Origin of the sequence: Psychrobacter sp. Ps4, from assembly GCF_022129285.1 — a bacterium.
Classification (GTDB): Bacteria; Pseudomonadota; Gammaproteobacteria; order Pseudomonadales; family Moraxellaceae; genus Psychrobacter; species Psychrobacter immobilis_A.
Genome location: NZ_JADQAK010000021.1, coordinates 20,327 through 41,831 on the forward strand (window position 1 = coordinate 20,327; position 21,505 = coordinate 41,831).

General features: G+C 38.3%; 17 protein-coding genes and 1 tRNA gene. 5 read left to right on the top strand and 13 right to left on the bottom strand.

Translation table 11 applies throughout. The features are described from left to right. Positions 1-32: 32 nt before the first annotated feature. Positions 33-117: transfer RNA gene (locus tag I3252_RS11600), tRNA-Leu, on the top strand. Positions 118-333: 216 nt separating this feature from the next. Here I3252_RS11600 and I3252_RS11605 read toward each other — a convergent pair. The 9 genes from I3252_RS11605 to I3252_RS11645 all read right to left on the bottom strand — a co-directional run bounded on the left by I3252_RS11605 (position 334) and on the right by I3252_RS11645 (position 11,297). Continuing rightward, the gene (locus tag I3252_RS11605; RefSeq protein ID WP_238035294.1) at positions 334-1,170 is read right to left on the bottom strand and encodes a hypothetical protein; all 837 of its coding nucleotides are present in this window, start codon (positions 1,168-1,170) and stop codon (positions 334-336) included. Positions 1,171-1,200: 30 nt separating this feature from the next. Beyond that, on the bottom strand, positions 1,201-1,350 hold the full coding sequence (locus I3252_RS11610; RefSeq protein WP_238035295.1) for a DNA-binding protein: 150 nt from the start codon (positions 1,348-1,350) through the stop codon (positions 1,201-1,203). A gap of 81 nt (positions 1,351-1,431) precedes the next feature. Beyond that, complete coding sequence (locus tag I3252_RS11615) at positions 1,432-3,282, bottom strand: relaxase/mobilization nuclease domain-containing protein (protein ID WP_238035296.1); 1,851 nt, start codon at positions 3,280-3,282, stop codon at positions 1,432-1,434. After that, complete coding sequence (gene mobC, locus I3252_RS11620; protein WP_238035297.1) at positions 3,272-3,607, bottom strand: plasmid mobilization relaxosome protein MobC; 336 nt, start codon at positions 3,605-3,607, stop codon at positions 3,272-3,274. The genes I3252_RS11615 and mobC overlap by 11 nt, the downstream gene beginning before the upstream one ends. A gap of 11 nt (positions 3,608-3,618) precedes the next feature. Beyond that, positions 3,619-4,089 carry a hypothetical protein gene (locus tag I3252_RS11625; RefSeq protein WP_238035298.1) on the bottom strand — a complete coding sequence of 157 codons (471 nt, stop codon included), beginning with the start codon at positions 4,087-4,089 and terminating at the stop codon, positions 3,619-3,621. Between the two features lie 485 nt (positions 4,090-4,574). After that, a complete protein-coding gene (locus tag I3252_RS11630; RefSeq protein ID WP_238035299.1) occupies positions 4,575-4,970 on the bottom strand; it encodes a Rab GDP-dissociation inhibitor in 396 nt (131 codons plus the stop codon). 42 nt (positions 4,971-5,012) lie between these two features. Then, positions 5,013-5,672 (bottom strand): hypothetical protein, encoded by a 660-nt coding sequence (locus I3252_RS11635; protein ID WP_238035300.1) that lies wholly within the window; start codon positions 5,670-5,672, stop codon positions 5,013-5,015. Between the two features lie 52 nt (positions 5,673-5,724). After that, complete coding sequence (locus tag I3252_RS11640) at positions 5,725-10,770, bottom strand: type ISP restriction/modification enzyme (protein WP_238035301.1); 5,046 nt, start codon at positions 10,768-10,770, stop codon at positions 5,725-5,727. A 77-nt stretch (positions 10,771-10,847) separates the two neighbouring features. Next, positions 10,848-11,297: a helix-turn-helix transcriptional regulator gene (locus I3252_RS11645; RefSeq protein ID WP_238035302.1), complete on the bottom strand. Its 450-nt coding sequence runs from the start codon at positions 11,295-11,297 to the stop codon at positions 10,848-10,850. A 480-nt stretch (positions 11,298-11,777) separates the two neighbouring features. On the opposite strand from I3252_RS11645, the gene I3252_RS11650 reads away from it, so the two are divergent. The 4 genes from I3252_RS11650 (at position 11,778) to I3252_RS11665 (ending at position 16,783) form a co-directional block, all read left to right on the top strand. Then, positions 11,778-11,954, top strand: a complete 177-nt coding sequence (locus I3252_RS11650) for a hypothetical protein (RefSeq protein WP_238035303.1) — start codon at positions 11,778-11,780, stop codon at positions 11,952-11,954. A gap of 66 nt (positions 11,955-12,020) precedes the next feature. After that, positions 12,021-14,771, top strand: coding sequence for a toprim domain-containing protein (locus I3252_RS11655; RefSeq protein ID WP_238035304.1), 2,751 nt, complete (start codon positions 12,021-12,023; stop codon positions 14,769-14,771). A gap of 67 nt (positions 14,772-14,838) precedes the next feature. Then, positions 14,839-15,183: a hypothetical protein gene (locus tag I3252_RS11660; RefSeq protein WP_238035305.1), complete on the top strand. Its 345-nt coding sequence runs from the start codon at positions 14,839-14,841 to the stop codon at positions 15,181-15,183. A 424-nt stretch (positions 15,184-15,607) separates the two neighbouring features. Next, a complete protein-coding gene (locus I3252_RS11665) occupies positions 15,608-16,783 on the top strand; it encodes a DUF3596 domain-containing protein (RefSeq protein WP_238035306.1) in 1,176 nt (391 codons plus the stop codon). Between the two features lie 312 nt (positions 16,784-17,095). Here I3252_RS11665 and I3252_RS11670 read toward each other — a convergent pair whose 3' ends face one another. The 4 genes from I3252_RS11670 to I3252_RS11685 all read right to left on the bottom strand — a co-directional run bounded on the left by I3252_RS11670 (position 17,096) and on the right by I3252_RS11685 (position 21,452). Next, a complete protein-coding gene (locus tag I3252_RS11670; protein ID WP_238035307.1) occupies positions 17,096-17,752 on the bottom strand; it encodes a hypothetical protein in 657 nt (218 codons plus the stop codon). A 406-nt stretch (positions 17,753-18,158) separates the two neighbouring features. Next, the gene (locus tag I3252_RS11675; protein ID WP_238035308.1) at positions 18,159-18,650 is read right to left on the bottom strand and encodes a hypothetical protein; all 492 of its coding nucleotides are present in this window, start codon (positions 18,648-18,650) and stop codon (positions 18,159-18,161) included. 44 nt (positions 18,651-18,694) lie between these two features. After that, positions 18,695-19,621, bottom strand: a complete 927-nt coding sequence (locus I3252_RS11680; protein ID WP_238035309.1) for an IS30 family transposase — start codon at positions 19,619-19,621, stop codon at positions 18,695-18,697. An 817-nt stretch (positions 19,622-20,438) separates the two neighbouring features. After that, positions 20,439-21,452 (bottom strand): serine/threonine-protein kinase, encoded by a 1,014-nt coding sequence (locus I3252_RS11685; RefSeq protein WP_193009509.1) that lies wholly within the window; start codon positions 21,450-21,452, stop codon positions 20,439-20,441. Positions 21,453-21,505: the final 53 nt, after the last annotated feature.

The window sequence follows — 21,505 nt, forward strand, 5'->3', positions numbered from 1 at the left end:
TAAACGCTAATAATGATAGAGTAACGGAAAATGGGGCTGTGGCGGAATTGGTAGACGCACCAGATTTAGGTTCTGGCGCCGCAAGGTGTGAGAGTTCGAGTCTCTCCAGCCCCACCATTTTTCGATAGTGATTAGATTGTCTCAAACCTATATAGAACCTGCCCTTAAGCAGGTTTTTTTATGTCTGAAATTTGATAGTGAAACTCATCGTGGGCTTATCTATGGGATAGTAGAATCTATTCCATTTCTATAGAAGGCTTTAATTACATGTGTTTAGAGGGTTCTAGATAGGCTTGGCCCAGATTCTTCCGTGGGCTAAAAGTAGCTTCTAAATTATTTACTAGTATCTGTAAGCTTACTAATCTCATTAAGCAAAGCTTCATTATCAGTGACAACGCTATCACGCTCTGCACGTAAGCTATCTATCTCATTTTCAAGCTTTTCTATATCCAAAACTAAACGCTCGTTAATAGCTTCAAGCTTGGTGTTAGTTGCTGCTAATATTTTGTTATCACCGACAGAGCTATCTCGCTCTGCTACAAGCTGCTTGCTCTGTTCTGCTACAGCTTCAAGTTTACCGCTTACTGATGCTAACTGCTTAGTTAAATCGTCACGCTCTAAGGTGCGTTTTGTTAGCTGCGAGAGTGTCACATCATGTGTCTGCTTATGTTTAACAGCATCAACTTGTAAGCGCTCTATATCGTTTGATTGAGCTTGGTTATTTGCCTTGTATGTAGCGATAGTCTCACGCGATTGGATAAGACTATTACTAATGGTGTCAAGCTCTGAATGTATAGTATCAAGCTTGTTATTAGCGTCTGTTGATAAAGCTTTGGCTGTAGCTGTACGCTCTTTCTCAATATCTAGCTTATGGGTCAGGTCTGTAATAAAGGTATTAAGAGAAGTGATCTTAATAGCAGATGCAGCAGTTTCACTAATTGCTATTTGCTCTTTATTCTTACTGAGCTTTAGTAGATTGAGCGTTTCTAGCTGCTCGGCTTCGAGTGCTACTATTGCTTCGTTGACATTATTAATCTCTATTTGTATCTCAGTCTGAGCAATAGTAAGGGCCTCACGTTCAGTGCTTAGATTAGCATTAGCGATCTGATTCGCTTCTTGCCAAAGCTTAGCTATGAATACAACTCCCTCATCACGTAGGTTATCAGGCATCTCGGTTCGTTTAAGTTGCTCATTCTCTTGCTACTCTTGCTTCCATGTCTTTAGTGCTTCTCCAATAGTTGAAAATGAGCCACCACCAAGCGCTTCACGTACTTTTGTTTGCGTTGGTGTGGTGCCATTAGCCTGTAACTTGTCGGCTGCTGCGTGGATGCCTTCTGTTGTAAGGGCCATAATAACTTCCTTTTTATATTATATTGTATTTTGTATTACAATACATAATACAATAGTTAGGTGAAATGAATTTTTGTTTCATTATAGGCGCGGTCTTTGATAAGGCGCAGGGGTTGGTAGCGTGGGCTCGAGTGTTGGTATGTCATGAGATTCAATGACTGTCTCATGCTTAGTTATTTCATTTTCAGCACTATGCTCTGCATGGTCTGCTTCGGGGTCAACAAGCATGGCTACTATGTGCTTGTTATCAGATAACTTTAGACTGTCGCTGCTCCTTATACTATTTATAATATCGAGCTGTCGCGCATCATAATTATCGCGTGGATCAGGTTCAGGGTTAAGCGTAGCAGTAGGAGCAGACAAGTTAGGTTCTCCCCAATCACTACGGGATAAGATGGGCTGATAATTCTTAACATCTTTGTACTTCTCGATAGCTTCTTGAATTAAATCCTGCTTACTGCTCGCTATAGATTCAACTCTCTTAGTTGCTGAGCCAATGACTTCAAAAGCTTCTCTATCTCTGTCATGCGCTGCTGTAGTACTGTAGCTGTGTCGAGCTTGACTATCGCTGCACTGTAACTCTCTGAGTGCGTTATCAATAACTCTTTTAGCTTCTGCAAGTGGTTCGGCAGTAACTCGGATTGTTGCGTCACTGATGGCTTCAATGAGCTGCTTAACTCGGCTATCAGTTTGTCTTTGTCGTCCAGCATTTGTGACTGACGCGCTATCGTGTCTAAGTTCGCTTGTAGTGCTTCCTGCATCTGATCTAGTAACTGTTTTTGCATCTGCCATTATCCCCACATTAAACCGTTCACGAAGCCAAGTGCCATTAGTAACAGGCTCAATAATACGACTACCCATAGCTTTGTAGTCATCAATTTTATGAAGCGTGTTTGCTTGTCGGTCACGATTGTATTCATACTCTCTAAATGATCGCTCATGATCTGACTCATCTGTAGCTTGTGCTGTTGTAAGCTTTCGTTCGTATGGGTTTGGAGCTTCAAAAGTGAGTCGTCTATCAAGTCTTTGCATCGTGTCTCGTAATCGTATATCAACTTCGTGCTTTTGCTTAGGCTTGTGGTGGCGTTGTCGATGATAATCTTGTTTTCTGCTAATTTCTCGCTCATAGACTTGTTTAGCTGTGCTAAGTCTTTCTCGATCTGATCCTCGATAATCTTCGCTTGCGCTGATGACTTCGTTTCGAATTTCTGCACTAAATTTAAAAGCTCGCTCATATAATACGCCTGTAAGTCTTATGGGTCGGGTTGCATCAGGGTCGGGGTTTTCAATAGATATAGACTTGTTGGTCTGTCTGGTTATTTTAAAATCATTATCTTTTAATGCTTTGGCAACATCATCACGATTAGTTATCAAGCCGTCAGCTACCATCTCTTTTAATGACTTATTGATAAGTTCGCGCACTTCTTTAATGTCACGCGGTAGGTTATCGCGTTGACCTAATATTCGCTTTTTTTTGGGGTCGTTAGGGTCAGTAAAGCCTTGTTCAATATTCTGTATATCTTTCCATGCGTTGACTCGTTTAAGGTCTTGGCTGTGGACATAGGGCTGAAATAGTCGCCCATGCTTCAGATCAATATTAGCAATAACAAAATTTAGCTCTAAGCGCCCTTTGTCTCTGTGTTCTATCCAAGTCATAGAGATTCTATCGTCAAGCCCTGCGGTAATCGTTTTCTCGAAACCATCCATAAGGTCGGCTTTTTGCCGCTCACTAATTTGATCGGGCGCTTCTTCAAACGATAGGCAACCGCTGGTATATTTTTGTTTAAATGACAGACTATCAATGAGCAGCTTTTGCGTATCAACGTCACCACGCAGTAGCTCGGCATCTTCGCGGTTGTTATCTTTACCTAACAGATAGTTAAAAACTCCGCTTGCACTACCTGTGCCATGTTTGAACATCTTAACGATCATCGGTCATTACTCGCTTTAGCTCGTCATCAAGTACCGCCTGTATCTCAATCAGCTTTAGCAAAATACTATTATCTGTGGCATTGCCACTATTCAAGTGCTTAGCAATCTGATTTATATTGTTGCCAATCCATGCCACAGCTCGGACAAGTTCGGGATCGGCTGAGTGGATGACTACTTTTGCTTTGGGTGATGGTTGTGGTATCGGTTGAGATAATGCAAGTTGACGCAAAAAGGCAGACGTTGATATGCCGCCTGCCTTTTGCTTAATTTGTGCTCGCTCCTCATCAGTAACTCTTAGCTTTAAGAACTTACTACGTACTGACATGCTGCTACCTCTTAGCTGTAACGTATATATCTATCTACGTGATTTTTAACTATTCGTTTATCATTACGAAAAGCTCTGACATTCTTAAATTCAGCTACTGGCTCTATGCTATCTTCTGTGTAGACTTTGAGTGTGTGAGTTCGGCTTGCTATATCGTCAGTATTAATAACAATAGCATTACGCTCTAAATCAAAGTGCGGGATGAGGTTAGTTTGGTCAACAGATACGGTAACGCTATAAGGGTTGTTTACCCTAGGGACTGGAGGTCCTTTAGTTTCTAAGTCAACAAAACTAACGACTATTTTATTATCATGTGTCTCGATATCAGCACTACAAATATTGTTTGTTTTCATGAGAATAAAGCTCCAACCCTCCGCAGTTACCAATAGCTCTATATCGGTATCAGCATCCGCATTGAAGTTAAGCTGAAATAGACCTTCTTGAAATTCTAATGTTGAGAAGTATGGATTAATGTCGCTCATGTCGTAGACCTTTTTAGTTTTTGGGGTTAAGGGGTTTCCCCTTACCTGCATCAGTACTCATAAAATTGACCGATAGGGCGATTTTGTGGGTACTGAATATGCTGGCTATACTGTAAATATTTACTAGTAGGAACAGCCTACATCGCACTAATATCAATAGATAGCGGATAAAAATCGCCTTATTATAGGTATTTATAGCTTAATAAATTTTGCTACTAGCAGCTCTAATGCCCGTAAAGGTTTTGAAGATATATCGAATCAATAATTCTTTGTATTTTTTTTGTAAAATTTTTGAATTTAGCAAATAGGATGCCAAGGCTTGTTTGTTTTTTATATGTTGGGATGTTATCTAGTCTTCTATTTTCCCTTAAATCATAAGAGTGACATGGACAGCAAAGTGCAATTAGATCAAATGTTTTTGACAACAAAAAAGCCCATCTTGCGATGAGCTTAGAAATTGCCTTTATACTGATTTACTATATAGCTTACTGGCTAAAGTCAGCTAGATTTATCGTGAATGTAGGTATAACTCTATACTGCTCAGCAGTCTCAAATAAAAGACATATATCAGTTTCGTACTTCTCTGCTACTTTTTTACCTACGTCTAGAGCTTCGTGGAAATCCTCAAAACGTAACCCTAACTCAGGAAATTTTGCGTAGCTAACTCGTCTTTCATCGATTGAATCACTAAAACTAGCTAAGTATTCATCTGACTTTACGATATTGATAACGTAGCCTAAAAAATCACTATCTTCAGGTAAATCAAATTCTTGATAAATCTCCTCCATCGGCTTCTGACTGATATCAAGTGATTCCATCTGCTTCTCTCTAGCTTCAGCTATACGCTGCTCTTTAGTGCCTCTTTTTTTTGCCTGTCCCATTTTGATATCCTATATATTCATACTGTTAATAATATATGATACTTATACTTTTTGCTTTTTCCTCACTCTGTCTTGTTCTAAACGGACAAACTCAGTTTCTAGCCATTCACAAAAACTTTCTATCAGCGAAGCAGTTTCATCAACTTTAGGTTGATCTATATAAACACGAGGGTAGCTAAACCATGTATTTGATGAGCTTGAATAACTAGGCTCTACAAACGTAGGTGAAGGAAATCTAGCGAGCTCTTTGGGTAGATGAGTAACAGTGTTGCTAGTTATATTATCGGCATGCTGAACCCTATTTCTTGCTAAAACTAGCTGCTCCAAAATATCTAGGTCTAACTTACAAGTAGTAAATTCCACTCCACGGTTTCGCATCGCTTTTTTCATAGCATCAAACCACCCCTTTTTACCCTTGCGTTTAGATTTCGGTACGTTAAAGCGATCCAACCATGCATTCATATATATCTGTAATGACGATGAAAACATCGACAATGAAGCTAGACCAATAGACTCTATACCATCTCGTGCTTGTAGCCACTCGCTCATAAACTGAGGCTCACCTGACTCATCATAGACAGGCACATAAGGATGTTGTTCTCTTTCAATCAAATCTATAGTTTCTTGAAACGGAATACATCCATTCTCATAAAAATATTTAGTAAATTTGATGCGCTCTTTTGTAAAAAGCTCAATATCCATATCTGATTTACCCTATCTTTTGTATTGTTTCTTAAATTTGTAAAATATACATTTATTCCAGCATCAATTCAGGCAAGCCATTCACTATCTTCTGAGTCTTTAAGCTGACGTTAATCACACGCAACAACAGCTCTAACGGATAACGAGCGTTACCCATCGTTTCAATAGCCCAATCATTCGCATCGTTAGTAATCTCAGACTTCTTATCCGTTTTCACAGACTGGCGCTCCATAATCCAATCAATAGCAGGTTTGCCATTTACCACGTAGTCGTAGGCTTCTTCAGGTATATGTTCTATGGTTATGTGGTTGTTATAAATGATTTTAGTAGGATCGTCTTCATTCTTACCTGTTTCATCATTTTTGCGCTTTGGACGCTTCATTTTAGTAACGTAAAACTTAGCATCTTCTATATTAGATTTTGCCCAATTCTGACCGTCTGCAAGCTTTAGATTAATAGGCTTAGAGACAATTTTCACGCCTTGGTACATATCTACGTTTTCGTAGTTAATATGCATATCTGCTAATTCGCGACCAGCTTGGCTAAATGCAGAAAAATCTTTATACGCCTTAACTCTTGGTATGTTAGGAAGTTGCTTAGTTAAGTTCTCCGCATATCGCTCACGATAATCCTCGCTATGAAGTAATCCGTAAATATAGTAGAACAAGTCTTCTTTACCGATGCTATCGTCTGAACTCATTTGGTCAAGATAATAGTCAACAAAATGGGCTAGACCTTCGTCAGTAATGGCATCCTTGCGACGATATATCGGAACGCCATTTGTATCAGTGACTATATATTCATTATTGACAAATTCTTGATTAGAGTCTGTTAATAAATCAAAGCTTTCTCCTCTAGATGTTTCATCTTCTTCGATTTTCTCATACAAATACAGAGGAAAGCATTGACCTTTTGAAATAAATTCAAAGTCTGGAACTTCGTTAGTCATTAAAGTGGAGAAACCTTTATTAGCTCCTCGTCCTGTAATACTGAAAGCTAAGTTAGGTATTTTATTGCTTGGAAATATTTTTGGTACCTGTAACATCATTTCAATTAACGGTCGATCAAAATAAATATTTGTTTTAGTAAAAGGTCTGTATGAAGCATGTATAACAAGATTAGAGTTTAGAACTATTGGTTTTTTTGAGTTAAGAAGATTTCTTAAGCCTCGTGACCAACTGATTCTTTTTTCATCTAATACTTCAACATCATTTACTAATGAATAACTATAGGTTTGGATTGTGGTTTTTACTGATTTAACCAAAGCTTTCTTACTGAAATTATATAACCACATATCACGACTAGTAACGACACCAGCTGAATAATTATCAAATATAGTTGTGGCATTTTTATCCTTTTTATCTCCCAGAACCATATAATTATCGAAATTAGGGTCGCGTTGGTTGACCCAATCATTAAATTCGTTAGGGAAAATATCCTGCCAACCATTTACAGCAGTAATACCACTTAAGTCTTTATATTTAGTAATAATTTCTAGCTTTTGCTCACGAGTATGGTAATCACCAATATCATGTATCTTTATCTGGCCTACGTGTTCAGATTCAGGATTTTTTACTAAAATAGAGATTGCTATAGGAGTTCTTGTACCTTGTCCAAAAACATTATCTTTTTCTTTACGACGTTTTTCACCACTAGTGCGCGCATTGCCTCGCAAGTGAAAGATGTAGAGATTGCTAAACTCATGTGCTAAGCAGTGACGTAAGCCATCCATAGAGTTGCCGTCTACAAAACTAGCATTAGTAACAAAGCCAACGACTCCTTTATTTCCAATCCGATCAGATGCCCAACGAATGGCTCTAATATAGCTGTCGTATAGATTTCTCTGAAGGGTAGCATTACTAAAAGCAGCATAAGTTTCTGAAATTTTATTATCTAAGTTTTTATAAGCTACGTTCGCATTGTTATCATTAGCACTAGCTTGACCTGCCGAATAAGGAGGATTACCCATAATTACCCGAATATCTAACGCCTTTTGACGCTTACGACGTTCACTATTGTCCTCTAGTAGCTCGCTGACTAAGTCCTCTTTCTCGTACATCTCAAAAGTATCAGTTAGACAAATACCTTCAAATGGTTCATAACCTATCTCATTACTCTTAGAATTGTCTGTAGTGTCACCTAGCATAACTGAGTGATAGACGGTCTCAATATTGATACAGGCAATGTAGTATGCCAATAGCACGATCTCATTGGCATGGATTTCATGCTTATACTTATGAGCCAATTTGTCATTAGGAATGATGCTACTTTGCAAGAGACGAGTGACAAAAGTACCTGTACCCGTGAATGGGTCAATAATATGGACATTTTCATCAGCAAGACTTGAACCAAACTCATCGTTTAGGACGTTTTCGATACTGTGAATGATAAAATCCACTACCTCGGTAGGGGTATAGACGATACCTAAGCGTTCAGTAATCTTAGGAAAAGCGTTTTTGAAGAACTTATCATATAGCTCAAGAATGATGCGCTGTTTACCCTCAGCACTGTGAATGCCACTGGCTCGCATTTTGACCGACTCATAGAAGGATTCTAGTGTTTTGGCCTCTTTATCAATGTTATGCGCTTGCATAACATCAAGCAGCTCTTGCATAGCAACCGATATCGGGTTTTTCTTAGCAAATTCATATTCTTCAAACAAAGCATCAAATACAGGCTTAGTGATCAAGTGCTGGGCTAGCATTTCAATCACTTCTTCATCACTGATACTGCTGTTTAAGTCGTCACGTAGCTCATTAGCAAAGCTATTGAACAGTTTGATTTCTTTCTCGTATTGGTCATCTTCTAAAATGGCTCTGATACGATCAATATGGGTGTTGGCAATTTTGGAGATATCATTTGCCCAATCTTCCCAATGGTGGCGGTTGCCACATTTTTTGACGACCTTAGCGTATAAGGCACGTTCTATCTCACCGACTTCAAACTCCATTGACATCTGCTCAGGTAAAGCATCGCCACCTGTATCGCTACCACCGATACCACGCCCTTTGCCTTGACCCTTTCCTTTACCGCCACTACTACTCGTTTTCTTTTGCACTTTATCGGTAATGGCAATCACTTCCATCTTACTGGTATCACGACCATTGAACTCTAACTTATTGATCATGGCATCAAAGCTATCATCGTGTGAGCGCAAGGCGTTGAGCACTTGCCATACTACTTTATAGACCTGATTATCATTAAGGGCGTCAGAAGGCTCCATTCCCGCAGGAACGACCACAGGTAGAATAACGTAGCCTTGCGTCTTTCCTGGGGCCTTACGCATCACACGACCTACTGACTGCACCACATCAACTTGTGACTGCCTTGGTGTCATAAACATCACCGCATCAAGTGCAGGAACATCAACGCCTTCAGATAAACAGCGCACGTTTGAGAGGATATGACAGGTGTTATCTTCTAAATCTTGTTTGAGCCAGTCCAGTTTTTCTTGTTTCTTACTAGCATTCATGCTGCCGTCAACGTGCTTACTCTGACAGCTTAGGCTTAACGAAGGCGGTATGACAGCATCAGGGTCTTCTGCCAATAAAGCGGCAATCTCAGCGGTTTGGTAGGCTTCTACAACCTCACTAAACATGCTAGATATGAGTTTAGAAGACACCTTATGCTTTTTACCCTTATAGTCAGTGTTGATGACTTGGCAAAAGGCGACTGCTCGCTGCATCGGATCGCCATGACCTTCTAAGCCCTGTTTTGACAGTGCTTTCCAGCAGCCGATAATTTTAGCGGCATCATCGACGTTAAGCTGATTATTATCGTCTTGAAGTAGGGTTTGCAGCCTACGGTTGATTACGCTTTCTTCAACGCTAAGAACAATGACTTTGTAATCAACCAATAGCCCTAATGAGACAGCAGTAGAGAAGTTAATGACATGCAGCTCTTTACCGAATAAGGCTTCATCGTCCATCGAGCACAGCTCTACAGCTTCAGTAGATTTGGCATCTTCGCTATAGATGCGCGGTGTGGCGGTCATGTATAAGCGTTTTTTAGCCATGACATTGTCATCGCTATGTACCATAACAAAGTTGGATTCATCTTCGTCTGCAAAGGTAGCCCCAGTGGTACGATGCGCTTCATCACAGATAATTAGGTCAAACTCACCGATGTTATGGCTCATCTGCGCGTCTGATAGCACGTTGATGGAGTGATAAGTGCTATACACTACCGTCATGTGCTCATCATCGTGCAAGGCTTTAATGCTGTTAGCTAAGCTCTTTGCATTAGTTGTTGATGGGAAGTCTAGCTCTGAGCGTGTGGCGACCACACGGTCGTCCTCACTGATTTTGGTCTTACCAATATCACTATCTGAGCACACGGCAAAGTTTTTTAGCGGTAATTTTGCTTGCTGCGTCCATTCATTCAGCGTTTGGCTGAGTAATGCTAAGCTTGGCACTAAAAACAGTACCTTTTTGCCTTTCCCTGCCATAGTCTCGGCAATTCTTAACGAAGTGAAAGTTTTACCTGTCCCACAAGCTAAGATGAGCTTACCGCGATCCGCATTTTCTAAGCCCTTGATAACGGCATCATGAGACTGCTGTTGGTGTAGTCTTAACTCATATTTCTCAACTGCCTTTACCTCATGAGATTTATAGTACAAATCCCAGTCGATAACCGATTGCTCAAGATCAGATAGGTTAATGGTGGTGATAGGTGGGTTTTGCTCTTCTAGCATGTCATTGGCGTTATCTGTCCAATTCGTCACCGTACTAACAATGATGCGATAGCTAAAGTAAGTTTTACCAGAGGCACCCATAAAACTATCAATATCAGACTTTGCCATAGTGTGGCTTGGCAGATAGTTTTTACACTGGATCGCGTGATGCTCTCCTGAATAAGTAGTGGCGACAAGGTCAATGCCGGTATCTTTTTTATTCGGTAGGCCTAGCGCCTCCTCATATTTTTCTGCCCAGTCGGCATAGCTTAAAACAGTTTCGTATTCGGACTTAAATTTTGGCTCATGCTCAAAATACTTGATCATCAAATCTTCAAACAGCGTTCCTGAATCTCTTTGGCTTTGGGTTACTTCACGGTAGTCATTGAGAATTTGTTGCAAAGTAGATGGTGTGACGTTATTCATATTTAGTTCCGAAAAAGTGTAATAGAGGTTGTTGGTACATAGTAACGGCTAATCAATACATGTAAAGAGTTATAAAGCTATATCGTATTCGGCTTATCGGCTGTCACCAAAGCTATCTGCACCAAATCCTTGTACGTGTAATCCTCTCCACCTTTGGCCCCCGCAATTTGAAATGCATCTTCAACATGTATCATTTTATCTAATAAGAAGTTCGAGGAGTCACTATTAATTGAAGGTATTAGGCGCTGGTTTAAGTCTGATGAAACATTACTACTAGCATCAGTGCTTATTTGCTGCGCCTGAAGTTCGCGCAACGTATTTCCAGTCAATATATACATTACATCAAAACCCATTTCCCATAGCTTAACTAATAGAGAGATAGGCATATCTCGCTTACCTGTTTCATAGTTACGATAAGTGCTCAGATGAATATCTAGCGCTGAGCAAACCTCTGAGTTTTTTAAATCCAAACGTGTTTTTTCTAGCTCTACTCTTTTACCAATCGATTCGGTACTGTCATTAGCCATATAAATCTCCTATAAAATTTAAAAATGCAACTCAGATCAATATTAATCATATATAAAAAATAAAGTCATATGACTAGAAATAATTGTCTAATGACTAAAATTAGCTGTCATTAGACTACTAATTACTTGCTAAACGTATAAATAATTGTCGTTTGTAGATAAAAACACTTGCATATCTCTTAAATACTTATTAGAATCTAATTATCGAAGCAAAACACTTTAAACCAAAGCAAAGGCGACAATTCATGTCTACATTAAATTCTACACTAAATAAACAACTACTAAAATCGAAGCGAGTTTCGATATCTATACGCTTACTAGATGAAGACTACGCAGAGCTAAAAGACGCAGCTAATGAGCAACAAAGATCAATGAACTTCGTTGCTATACGTCGCTATTTAACTGGTCGTAATCAAGAACTATCAAGTTCTAAATCGTATATTAAAAATAGTAGTATAACCCCCTAAGAAGGAGCTCGAAATGTTAAATAGTATTATTGTTTCTCCAACAGTTTATGAACTTAAACTTTTAGAACAAAAAGCTGCTCAGCACAATATGTATGTAACGGAATACATTGCTTACGTATTGCGACAAGCGCTCACTGATAACCTTGATAGCACAATCAATAACCAAAAAAATTACACAGCTGATTATTAGCTCATCGATATTAATACTAAAAAACTCTTATAGATACTCATCTACTAGAAGCTGAAGAGTACTCAAATGAAACCTATGAACATACAAACTCGAGACGAGTTAATAACTCGTCTCAAACGAGATTTTGCACTCAAAATTTCCTTGGATGGGCAATATCTACGCTATGGAAAATGCCCATCATGTAATAAAAACGAATTATTCGCTAATGCTAATGCACCTTGGTCTATACAATGTGGGCGAAAAAACAAGTGCAACCATAAAGCGTTAGTAACAGAACTATATCCTGATGTGTTTGCTAACTGGTCAAAACGCTATCCTCCCACTGAAATCAATCCAAATGCTACTGCAGATGCTTATTTACAGTCTGAGCGTGGCTTTGATATAGAAAAATGGAAAGGCAGTTATTCGCAAGAAGTATATAAAGACTATCAATCAGGCTTCACTTGTCCAACCGTGCGATTCAGTGTCACTAGCGACAGTCAAGCTGTTGGCTATTGGGAACGGCTTATAGAACCTGCGCCAGGAATCGCAAAAGCTAAAGTAAAGGGAGGTTTTAAATTTCAAGGCTTAGGTTGGTTACCTTCTAAACTAAATCTAAAAAATGGGGTTTGGTCATATGTTACTGAGCTTTGGATTACTGAAGGTATATTCGACGCAATGGCTCTGACTGAAAATGGCATTCATGCTATCAGTAATATTACGGCTGGTAATTATCCCAATATAACTTTGGCGCAAATAAAGGCAAGACTGGATGAGCTAGGCAAACCTTATCCCAAAATTATTATTGCGCTAGATAGCGACAAAGCTGGGAGAGATCAGACAGATAAATTAGTGGCATTTGCTCGTCAACAAGGCTTCACTGCGACAGCTGCTCAGTCAAGTGAGCAAAGCGGATCAAAAGATTGGAACGACTTACACAAAAATAGAAAGCTTACTAAGTCAGATATACCAAGATATATATATTTTGGTGAACTATTAATTGCCGATACAGTCAAAGACAAAGCTTTATTATCTTATAACTATAAAGGCAATACTAACTTCCATATATTTTTTAATCAGTACACCTACTGGATAAAAGTTGATATCGAAAGCTATGATAAAGCAAAAAAGATGGATGCAGATAGTGAACCAGCTGAAGACTTATTTGATACTGAAGAGGAATTAAAGGAAGCACGTCAGCTCTGGCATGATGACTTGATGCAGTCTTGTATTACTGTCAATCAAATTATGAACTGTGAACCTCAAGCATTATATTACCAGCAGAATACGATTACTGATGAGAGTTGGTATTACTTTAGGATTTTGACAAAACAGAATGTGTCGAAAAATACATTCACAGGTGGCCAGTTATCTAGTGCGAGTGATTTCAAAAAACGGCTACTAGGAGTGGCTCCAGGGGTTATCTATCAGGGAAACTCTAAGCAGCTAGATACAATTCTAAGTCAGATGATAACTGATATAAAAACTGTAGAGACTATTGATTTCATTGGTTATAGCGAAAAGCACAAAACCTATCTTTTCAATAAAACAGCTATTTGCAATGGGCAAACATATTATTTGAATGAAGATGATTACTTCGATCTTCCAAATAATAAAAGCTTAAAGACATTATCTACTAGCCCTATTATTACTATTAACAAACGTCCAGAGCAGTCTATAGAGTGGTTAAGTGACATCATCCTAGGCTGGGGTGCTAAAGGTATTATCACTTTAATAGGGTTCATGGGGAGCCTGTTTGTACAGCAAATACGCAAACATCAAAAGTCTTATCCATTTTTGGAAATCGTGGGGGAACCAGGTACAGGTAAGTCAACATTGCTTAGTTTTTTCTGGCGACTTATAGGTCGTGACAACTACGAAGGCATTGACCCCAATAAAACAACTAAAGCTGGACGCTTACGATCACTGTCACAAACCTCGAATATGCCCAGTGTATTTATCGAGTCAGATCGTGATGGCGCAGGAGTGAATCGTAATAGCCAATTTGATTGGGATGAGCTAAAAAACTTATATGACGGAGGTACTATTGGTACGCGAGGAGTTAAAACTGGTGGTAATGAAGTATATGAACCACCCTTCCGAGGAACTATCGTCATTAGTCAAAATCTGCCCGTTGTAGGCTCTCAAGCAATCATGAGTCGAATTTGTCATCTTTATCTGACCACAGAAAGCCAAACACCCGAATCGGAAGCTGCCGCTCGTCGTATTGAAAGCATGCAAACTGAGAACGTTAGTCACTTTTTAAGCGACATTCTCAAGCTAGAAAGTAAAATTCTAGAAACATTCTTCGATGTCAAAATGTCAAAAGAGAACTGGTTGAAAAAAGAAGGTATTCAGACGTTTCGAGTAGCACATTGTCATGCTCAATTATTGGCGCTATTCGAAGCTATTAAAATCCATTTATTTCCTGATCTTAAAAGTGTTGAAGACGATGTATATAAAGAGATATTTGCAATGGCAAAAGAACGTGATTATACATTGAATACTGAAAATGCACTCAATATTCAGTTTTTTGATATTTTATATAGCATGAACTCTCAGCCTATGGAGAGTCCGGAAAACAATCATACCTTTCGACGTATGCATCTTAATCACTCTAAAGATAGTAGCTCATTAGCTATAAGTTTAGTAGATATATATAAACTAGCTAATGAATATCGTTACACCTTACCGCCTCAAAAAGAGATGGAAGAAGCACTAAAAAAGTCGCGTCAATTCAAATTTATCGCTGCTAACAAAGTTATAAACTCAGCACAAACAGGCAAAAGCAAACGCTGTTGGGTTTTTGAGCAATCCAAAACTGAACCTATTACTTAACCTCAACCCTCAACCCTCAACCCTCAACCCTCAACCCTCAACCCAAAACAATACAGGAAATATATTTATGCAATCACATATCGAATTAGAACGTGCAGAAGAAGCACTGAAACTATCTAAGTTTATAGAGTCTCTTGAAACAGTAATGAAAATGGCACTTGATGGTTGCGGAGCCAGTAGAGTATGTCGTGACTTCTTACTATCTCTCTATAACGGATATGCCTTTCCTTTCAATATGAATGACTTACGCAACCTTGGGCATAGTTTATATGCTGATATCATCACAATCATGGAAATGGACTGTCGACCTAATTTCCCAAAAGAAATTCATAGATGGTGGAAAAATGGTGAACATTACTTTGATATTCTTAAAGAAAGACGTGCTGAATGTGACAGGGCTCCTACAAATTAATCAGAAAGACTCATCAAAATATTGAATTACATTTTCTGAAAAATAGTAGATAACGGATTAACTATTAGACCTCTTGCAAAAGAATCAATTCATTGACTTCCACTAATGCCGTTACAAGGGCTAGCAATGACTTACGTAAGAGGTTTAATAAATTAATCTCTAATTAACCCTCAACCCAGAACACGGCATCTATATCTCAGTAAACAGACAATGGTCTGTAGGTTCGTCCCACATATCAACTGTCAAACTAAGCATGCGAATCACTAGGCTTTAATACCATTACCAATGAACTCACCCGAGTCAATCAATAAGTGCTAATAAACTATAGGTAGGAAAATCAGAAAATTATTCCATCACATTAGTATGCACAAAATTCATTTATAACAAAAATTTAATTCCTTTCTACATCAATAAGTGAGTCAACATGTCAGCAGGTATCGAAAAACTAAAAACTAGTATAAGAATTTGGTGGCGTATCGACGGTGTTAGAGATCGAGAGACACTAAAAGGCACTCCACCTACTCCAGCTAACATTGAATATGCTGAAAGCATAGCTGATCTTATTGATAGACAAATAAAGAAAGGTATTTTTGATCGAGATCAAATATTTCCAGATTCGGAAAAAAAGAAAAGTTCATATTTTGAATATTATATTCAACTTTGGTTAGATACAGCAGAATCCACAGTTGCACCATCATCGTGGAGTTCATATGTCAGTAAAGTTGAAAACCATATCAAACCTTATTGGGAACGTAAAATAGTTGCTAAGATTAAAGCAGAAGATGTCGAACGCTGGGTTTACAAGACTCTAATGCAGTCGCTAAGCCCAAAGACTATTAAAGATATTTTAGGTCTATTTCAGACTATTTGGACATATTGGGCGCGTGATCAAAAAAATGCTAATGACCCAACACAATATATTAAGCTTGGTATACGTGATAGCGATGACATCAACCCATTTACCAAGCAAGAAATTACTACTATTTTAGCTATGGAAACACAGCCTACATTACGTAATCTCTGGACTGTAATGATTTGGTCAGGACTATCTACTCATGAGCTTATGCCATTAGCAATAGAAGACTTAGATCTAGCGCAAGAATGTGCTTATATAAAAAGAGGATTTGTCAAAGGTGCTTACAGAGTCACCAAAAATCGCCGACGCAAACGTCAAATTGAACTACTTCCCATCGCGACTGATGCACTTCTCGATCAGATAAGTATTATAAAAGAAAATAAGATGGTCAGAATTAAAGTATTAGACCGTGACAACTGTACGTACCGGAGTGAAGAATTAACGTTTTTATGGCCAAATCCCAATACGACTAGCCACTACACTTACTCTCAGCTTGAAAAACGTTGGAAAACCCATCTTTCTAGATGTAAGGTCGAATATAGACCACTAAATACTGGTCGGCATACATACGCTAGTCAAGTATTATCTACTGGTGTCGTTACTGCGGAATGGTTAGCCAATCAGTTAGGTCATGCTAATACCAATATGATCCACAAACACTATGGAAAATTTATTCCTGAAGATTCCAAACATATTATTAGTAGATTATCGCAAGCACTCTCAAGCAAGATACCAAACATTTAACTTTCGTTATTAATATATTTTGATAAATAATGCAAGAGTGACTAGGGCGTAACCTCATTTTAAGAATGGTTATAAAAATGGGATGAATTGCAGTCAAATGAGGAAAATAGCGCAAATAATATTGGTGTATTAATCAGCTTTTTGACGATGTTTGGCAAAATTTAGCCACTTTTAACCCCTTTAGATACAATCGCTTGAATTGAGGACACGCCCTAATCAATTATTAGGCTTTTCCTTGCTTTAACGCATACCATAACCATTAGCACACATCACACCAAGAACGTTGTAAGCCTTGAGGTTGGTTCTATAATATTAATATTTATCGTGAAGTTCTTTTTCGTAAGCTTTTTGAAATGCTTCTAGACCAACCTGATAGGCTGCTTGCTCAGACTTTATAGTTTCTGCAGACTTTATTTCAGCTTTTATAGAATTCATATCTTTAGCATACTTATTAGCATTCTCAACATAGTCAGTATAATCAATTTTTATTTTTTTGACTTGTATCTGATGGCTATCAAGTAACACTTCTATGATTTTCTCAGGAAAACAGTCTTTAGGAAGCTTATTCTTATTAGAATTACTAGTATATTTATAACTCATTCTTTTCAAGGATAGCTCTGATGGAGCTTTACCAAACAAAGACTTTGCAAGCTCTTTCCATAAGGACAATGTGAAATGTTCAGATGACTTCTGCGAATTCTCTAATAATTGTTGTAGTACCTCTATTATGTAGTCTTCTCTAGACGACTTAATTACTTGTTTTATTCTACTTTTTATATTACTTTCTATTTGTCTAAATTCGAGAGTATTTTCACCCAAGTACTGTTGAGCTTTTATCCTATTGTTAGTTAAAGATTTTATACTGTTAAATACTGAGTCCTCTATACTTCTTAAGGGTCCTTCAACGTATTTTAACTCGAATTCTTCTATTAGACTGTCTGCAAAAACCTCTGATGCTGTAGCTAGCATTTTGAAACCTCCTGTATTCATAACATTTAATTTATAACTATACTTCTTCTTTCCGTAAATTATAAATAATCAAAGCTTTTATGTTAAGTTTCAAAAAATAATTACTTATCTCTATTTTGTATGTTCGGCTAAGCCGCTTTTATAGTCTACTATTAAAACACCTATCTCATTTTCTAATGCGTGGTCATCATAGCTTAGCTTATCGTCTGTATTCTCAAAGAACCAAGGCATACACTTTTTTCATCTGCTGTTGATTACAGTCAAGTTCTCCTAACTCAACTCTTGCTAGCATTCTACATTATTTATCTTTTTGGTTATCAGCCTAAACGTGTACAATCGCTATTTTTTCACTAATACAGCTACGCAACTCTTCCGCACTATCCACACCCAAAATAGAGCTAGATTATTATTTACAATAATAGGCAAATAGACTACTAACTGCTTCTTTAGGGATATGGTCAGTCCATTTCTCATTCCAAGGCCCCATATTGTCTTCAAGACCAATGGCCATAGAATCTTTTAAAGAAACCTGTTCTCTGTCTCCTCGGTCTATATAAGAATTTCTTGGGTTATCACAATTAACTAGGACAAGATCTTCAAAAGGTTCATTGAAGCTATAGCCTGCACCTCTAACATCAGCCAATACATATTTGACTTTACCTTTATTTTTAACAATAGTATGGGGCTTTGTGTACCAAGAGTTATTTCTGACCTCAGGTGAATCACTGTAAATTTTTTTCTTTTTTTGATCATAATCGAAAACGTTAGCGTAGCTGGAACCTAAGTCAATAAATGGAACCTCATCCGAGTATTTATTTTCATACTCAATCATGTCAGCGTTAGCAATACTGCAAAAACTCAAGGCTATAGTAGTCACAACCAACGGCAAAATCTTCATTTATCATTCCTTTAAATTCTTAGATTAACACACCAAGTGCAACGCTAATTAATATTATAGAACGCCTGCATAGGCGTTTTAAACCCTAAGCGTTTTCTTGGTCTGTTATTTAGTTTGTTCTCAATGTTCTGCATCTCATTGTCAGAGACTTGTCTAAAGTCACAACCCTTAGGCAAGTACTCTCTGATCAAGCCATTGGTATTCTCGTTGGTTCCTCGCTGCCATGACGCATAAGCATCGGCAAAGAAGAAAGAGCTAAAGAGCTTTTGTTTCACCTTTTTATGCTGAGCAAACTCTTTACCATTGTCAGAGGTAATGGTCTTAACCTGCAACCTCACTGGCTTTAAGAGTCCTATCATTGCCTCTGATACTTGCTGTGCTGTTTTATGACCCACACGCTTCATCTTCAGTAGCCCTGTTTTACGTTCAACGAGCGTTACAATCGCTTGCTTGTGATGCTGACCGATAATGGTATCCGCCTCCCAGTCGCCAATCCGCGTGCGCGCATCAACGATGGAGGGGCGCTCATGGATAGAGACTCTGTCATTAATACGACCACGAGTCTCAGCAGTTAAACGCTGCCGATAAGGCTTGGCTTTACGTCTGAGACACTGCCATAACCTGCCGCCCTTACGCTTGTTTGTCCATATATAGCGATAAATGCTCATATGACTGAGTCCACCATGAACACCTGCTATTTGCTGGGGACTCCAGTTCTCTTTAAGCTTGTCTGTGACCCAGTCCCATACGTCAGCGATGATGCTGAGCGCATTGTTTGATCGTCTTGCACAAGCTTTCTTATGAGCGTTATTGACTCGATAACCGCGCAGGCTTTTATTGCGTCTGATTTCTCTTAATATGGTACTGGGACTTCTGTTTAACGCCCGCGCTATAAAATTAATACTATGTTCTGCCCCTATAAGGGCATAAATCTGGTATCGTTCCCCTAGGCTTAGATGCGTATAGTTCATGGTTGCAATCTCACTTTGGTCGGTGGATAAAGACTTTGATGCTAGCGCATCTAGGCCTTTTTTTCACCTCACATTTGGTATTGCACTTCATGTGTTAATCTAAGATTCATAAAAACAACTTTTCATATCAGCTCCAGTTTAAGTTACACGATTGTAACAGTCAACTAATTTTGAATATTGATCTAAGAGTTCCAATAAAGAGTTTTTTGTGAATTATTACTCACAAACGATAGCACCAGCTGAAACCAGTAAAACATGTAATAGCATAATAGACTCTACTCAACCTCTTTATTTTCAATAGCTCTAAGATTACTTATCAGAGGTATTATCTAGTAACTAATTTACGGAATAACACTAACCAATTGATTTAATTAGGAAATTAAATATATTAATATTACGTTCTTATTGGTATTTAATTACAATGATATTACCTTAAAATTACAAGATATTTCCTTTAATATCAAAGACCTTACTTACATTACATATTTTTCTTACTACCCCTAAAATTCTAAAAACTTTAAAACCCTACATTACATATCAAGATTTATATATATATTGAACAATATCATGGGCTATCCATGGGCTGCCTATTCTACGTAAATCAAATCTGAAACCATTGATCTATATAGACTCTTGGGGAAAAATAAGTTAATATGCTGTAAGCAGTGAATTCGAGTCTCTCCAGCCCCACCATTTTCGGATAGTACATCTTAGACCAAATATCAAAGCCTGCTTTTTAGCAGGTTTTTTTGTGTCTGTTCTTTTTGTATTTAGAGTGTGGTGGATTTATATTTTCCGATTTATTTTCGTAGAGCCATTACCTGGCAATATTTTCTAAATCTAAAAGTATCTGCTCCATACTCCGATACCTTCTCTCCACCCGCTTTGCCAATGCTTTATTAATGATACCTTGATAGTGACTATATTTTAACGGCAAGGTTGGAATAGGCTGTTGGTAATGCTGAATCGCCCATGCTTTTAATTTGTCATTACTGTTAGCACTTATCTGAAACGGTCGCTTGCCTGTTAGTATTTCAACCATCATGATACCGAACGCATAGATATCACTTTGTACTGTTGCACTCTGTCCCTGCCAGCGTTCAGGGGCAAGATACGCAGGTGTACCAGCAGGACTTGCCAAAATTGGGGCGTTAAGACATTCTGCTAAGGCAAAATCGGTTAACAATAAATCAGCCTTGATACAGCTATCATCCACATGATTTGGCAAAAAATCATCTAGCAAAATATTGCTAGGCTTAATATCATTGTGTAGCCAGCCAGCGCTATGTAGAGTGGCGATAAGGTGCGCAGATTGCACCATAAAATGATGCTTTCGTTGAGAATTTAATAACGAATGATTTCGAACATTAAGCTGAGTTGCTAAGCTACCACTGGGATAATATGGCATGGTGAGTATCGTCAGCTGCGAAAACTGATCTAGTACCTGTACCCTTAGAGTTTCATAAGCGAGCATTGGCGGAGCAATAGCAAAAAGACTGTCTTGAAATCTATTTTGATTGGCTGATAAATTATTGATAGATTTTAGAACACCGATTTCATGGGTTAAGCCAGCCAAATTTTGATTGCTAGCAGCCGTTAACTGCCATTTAATCATCACTCGACCAAATTGTGGATGCTGGGCACGCGTCAAGCCTTGAAAGTCATTCTCGTTATTCTGAGCTTGCTGGCTGATGCGCTGATGCGAAATCTCGCTATAATTCAAGCTTGAGAATAACGTAGTCAATGTTGGCAACATTTGCTGCGCTTGCATTTGTAATGCTTGTTTTGCACACGCTTTTGCATTAGAGGAATTACTGGCACTATTTTTCATGGTAAAGTGATACCTCTATATAGCTAGTATGCCGAACGTCATTTTAATTTTTA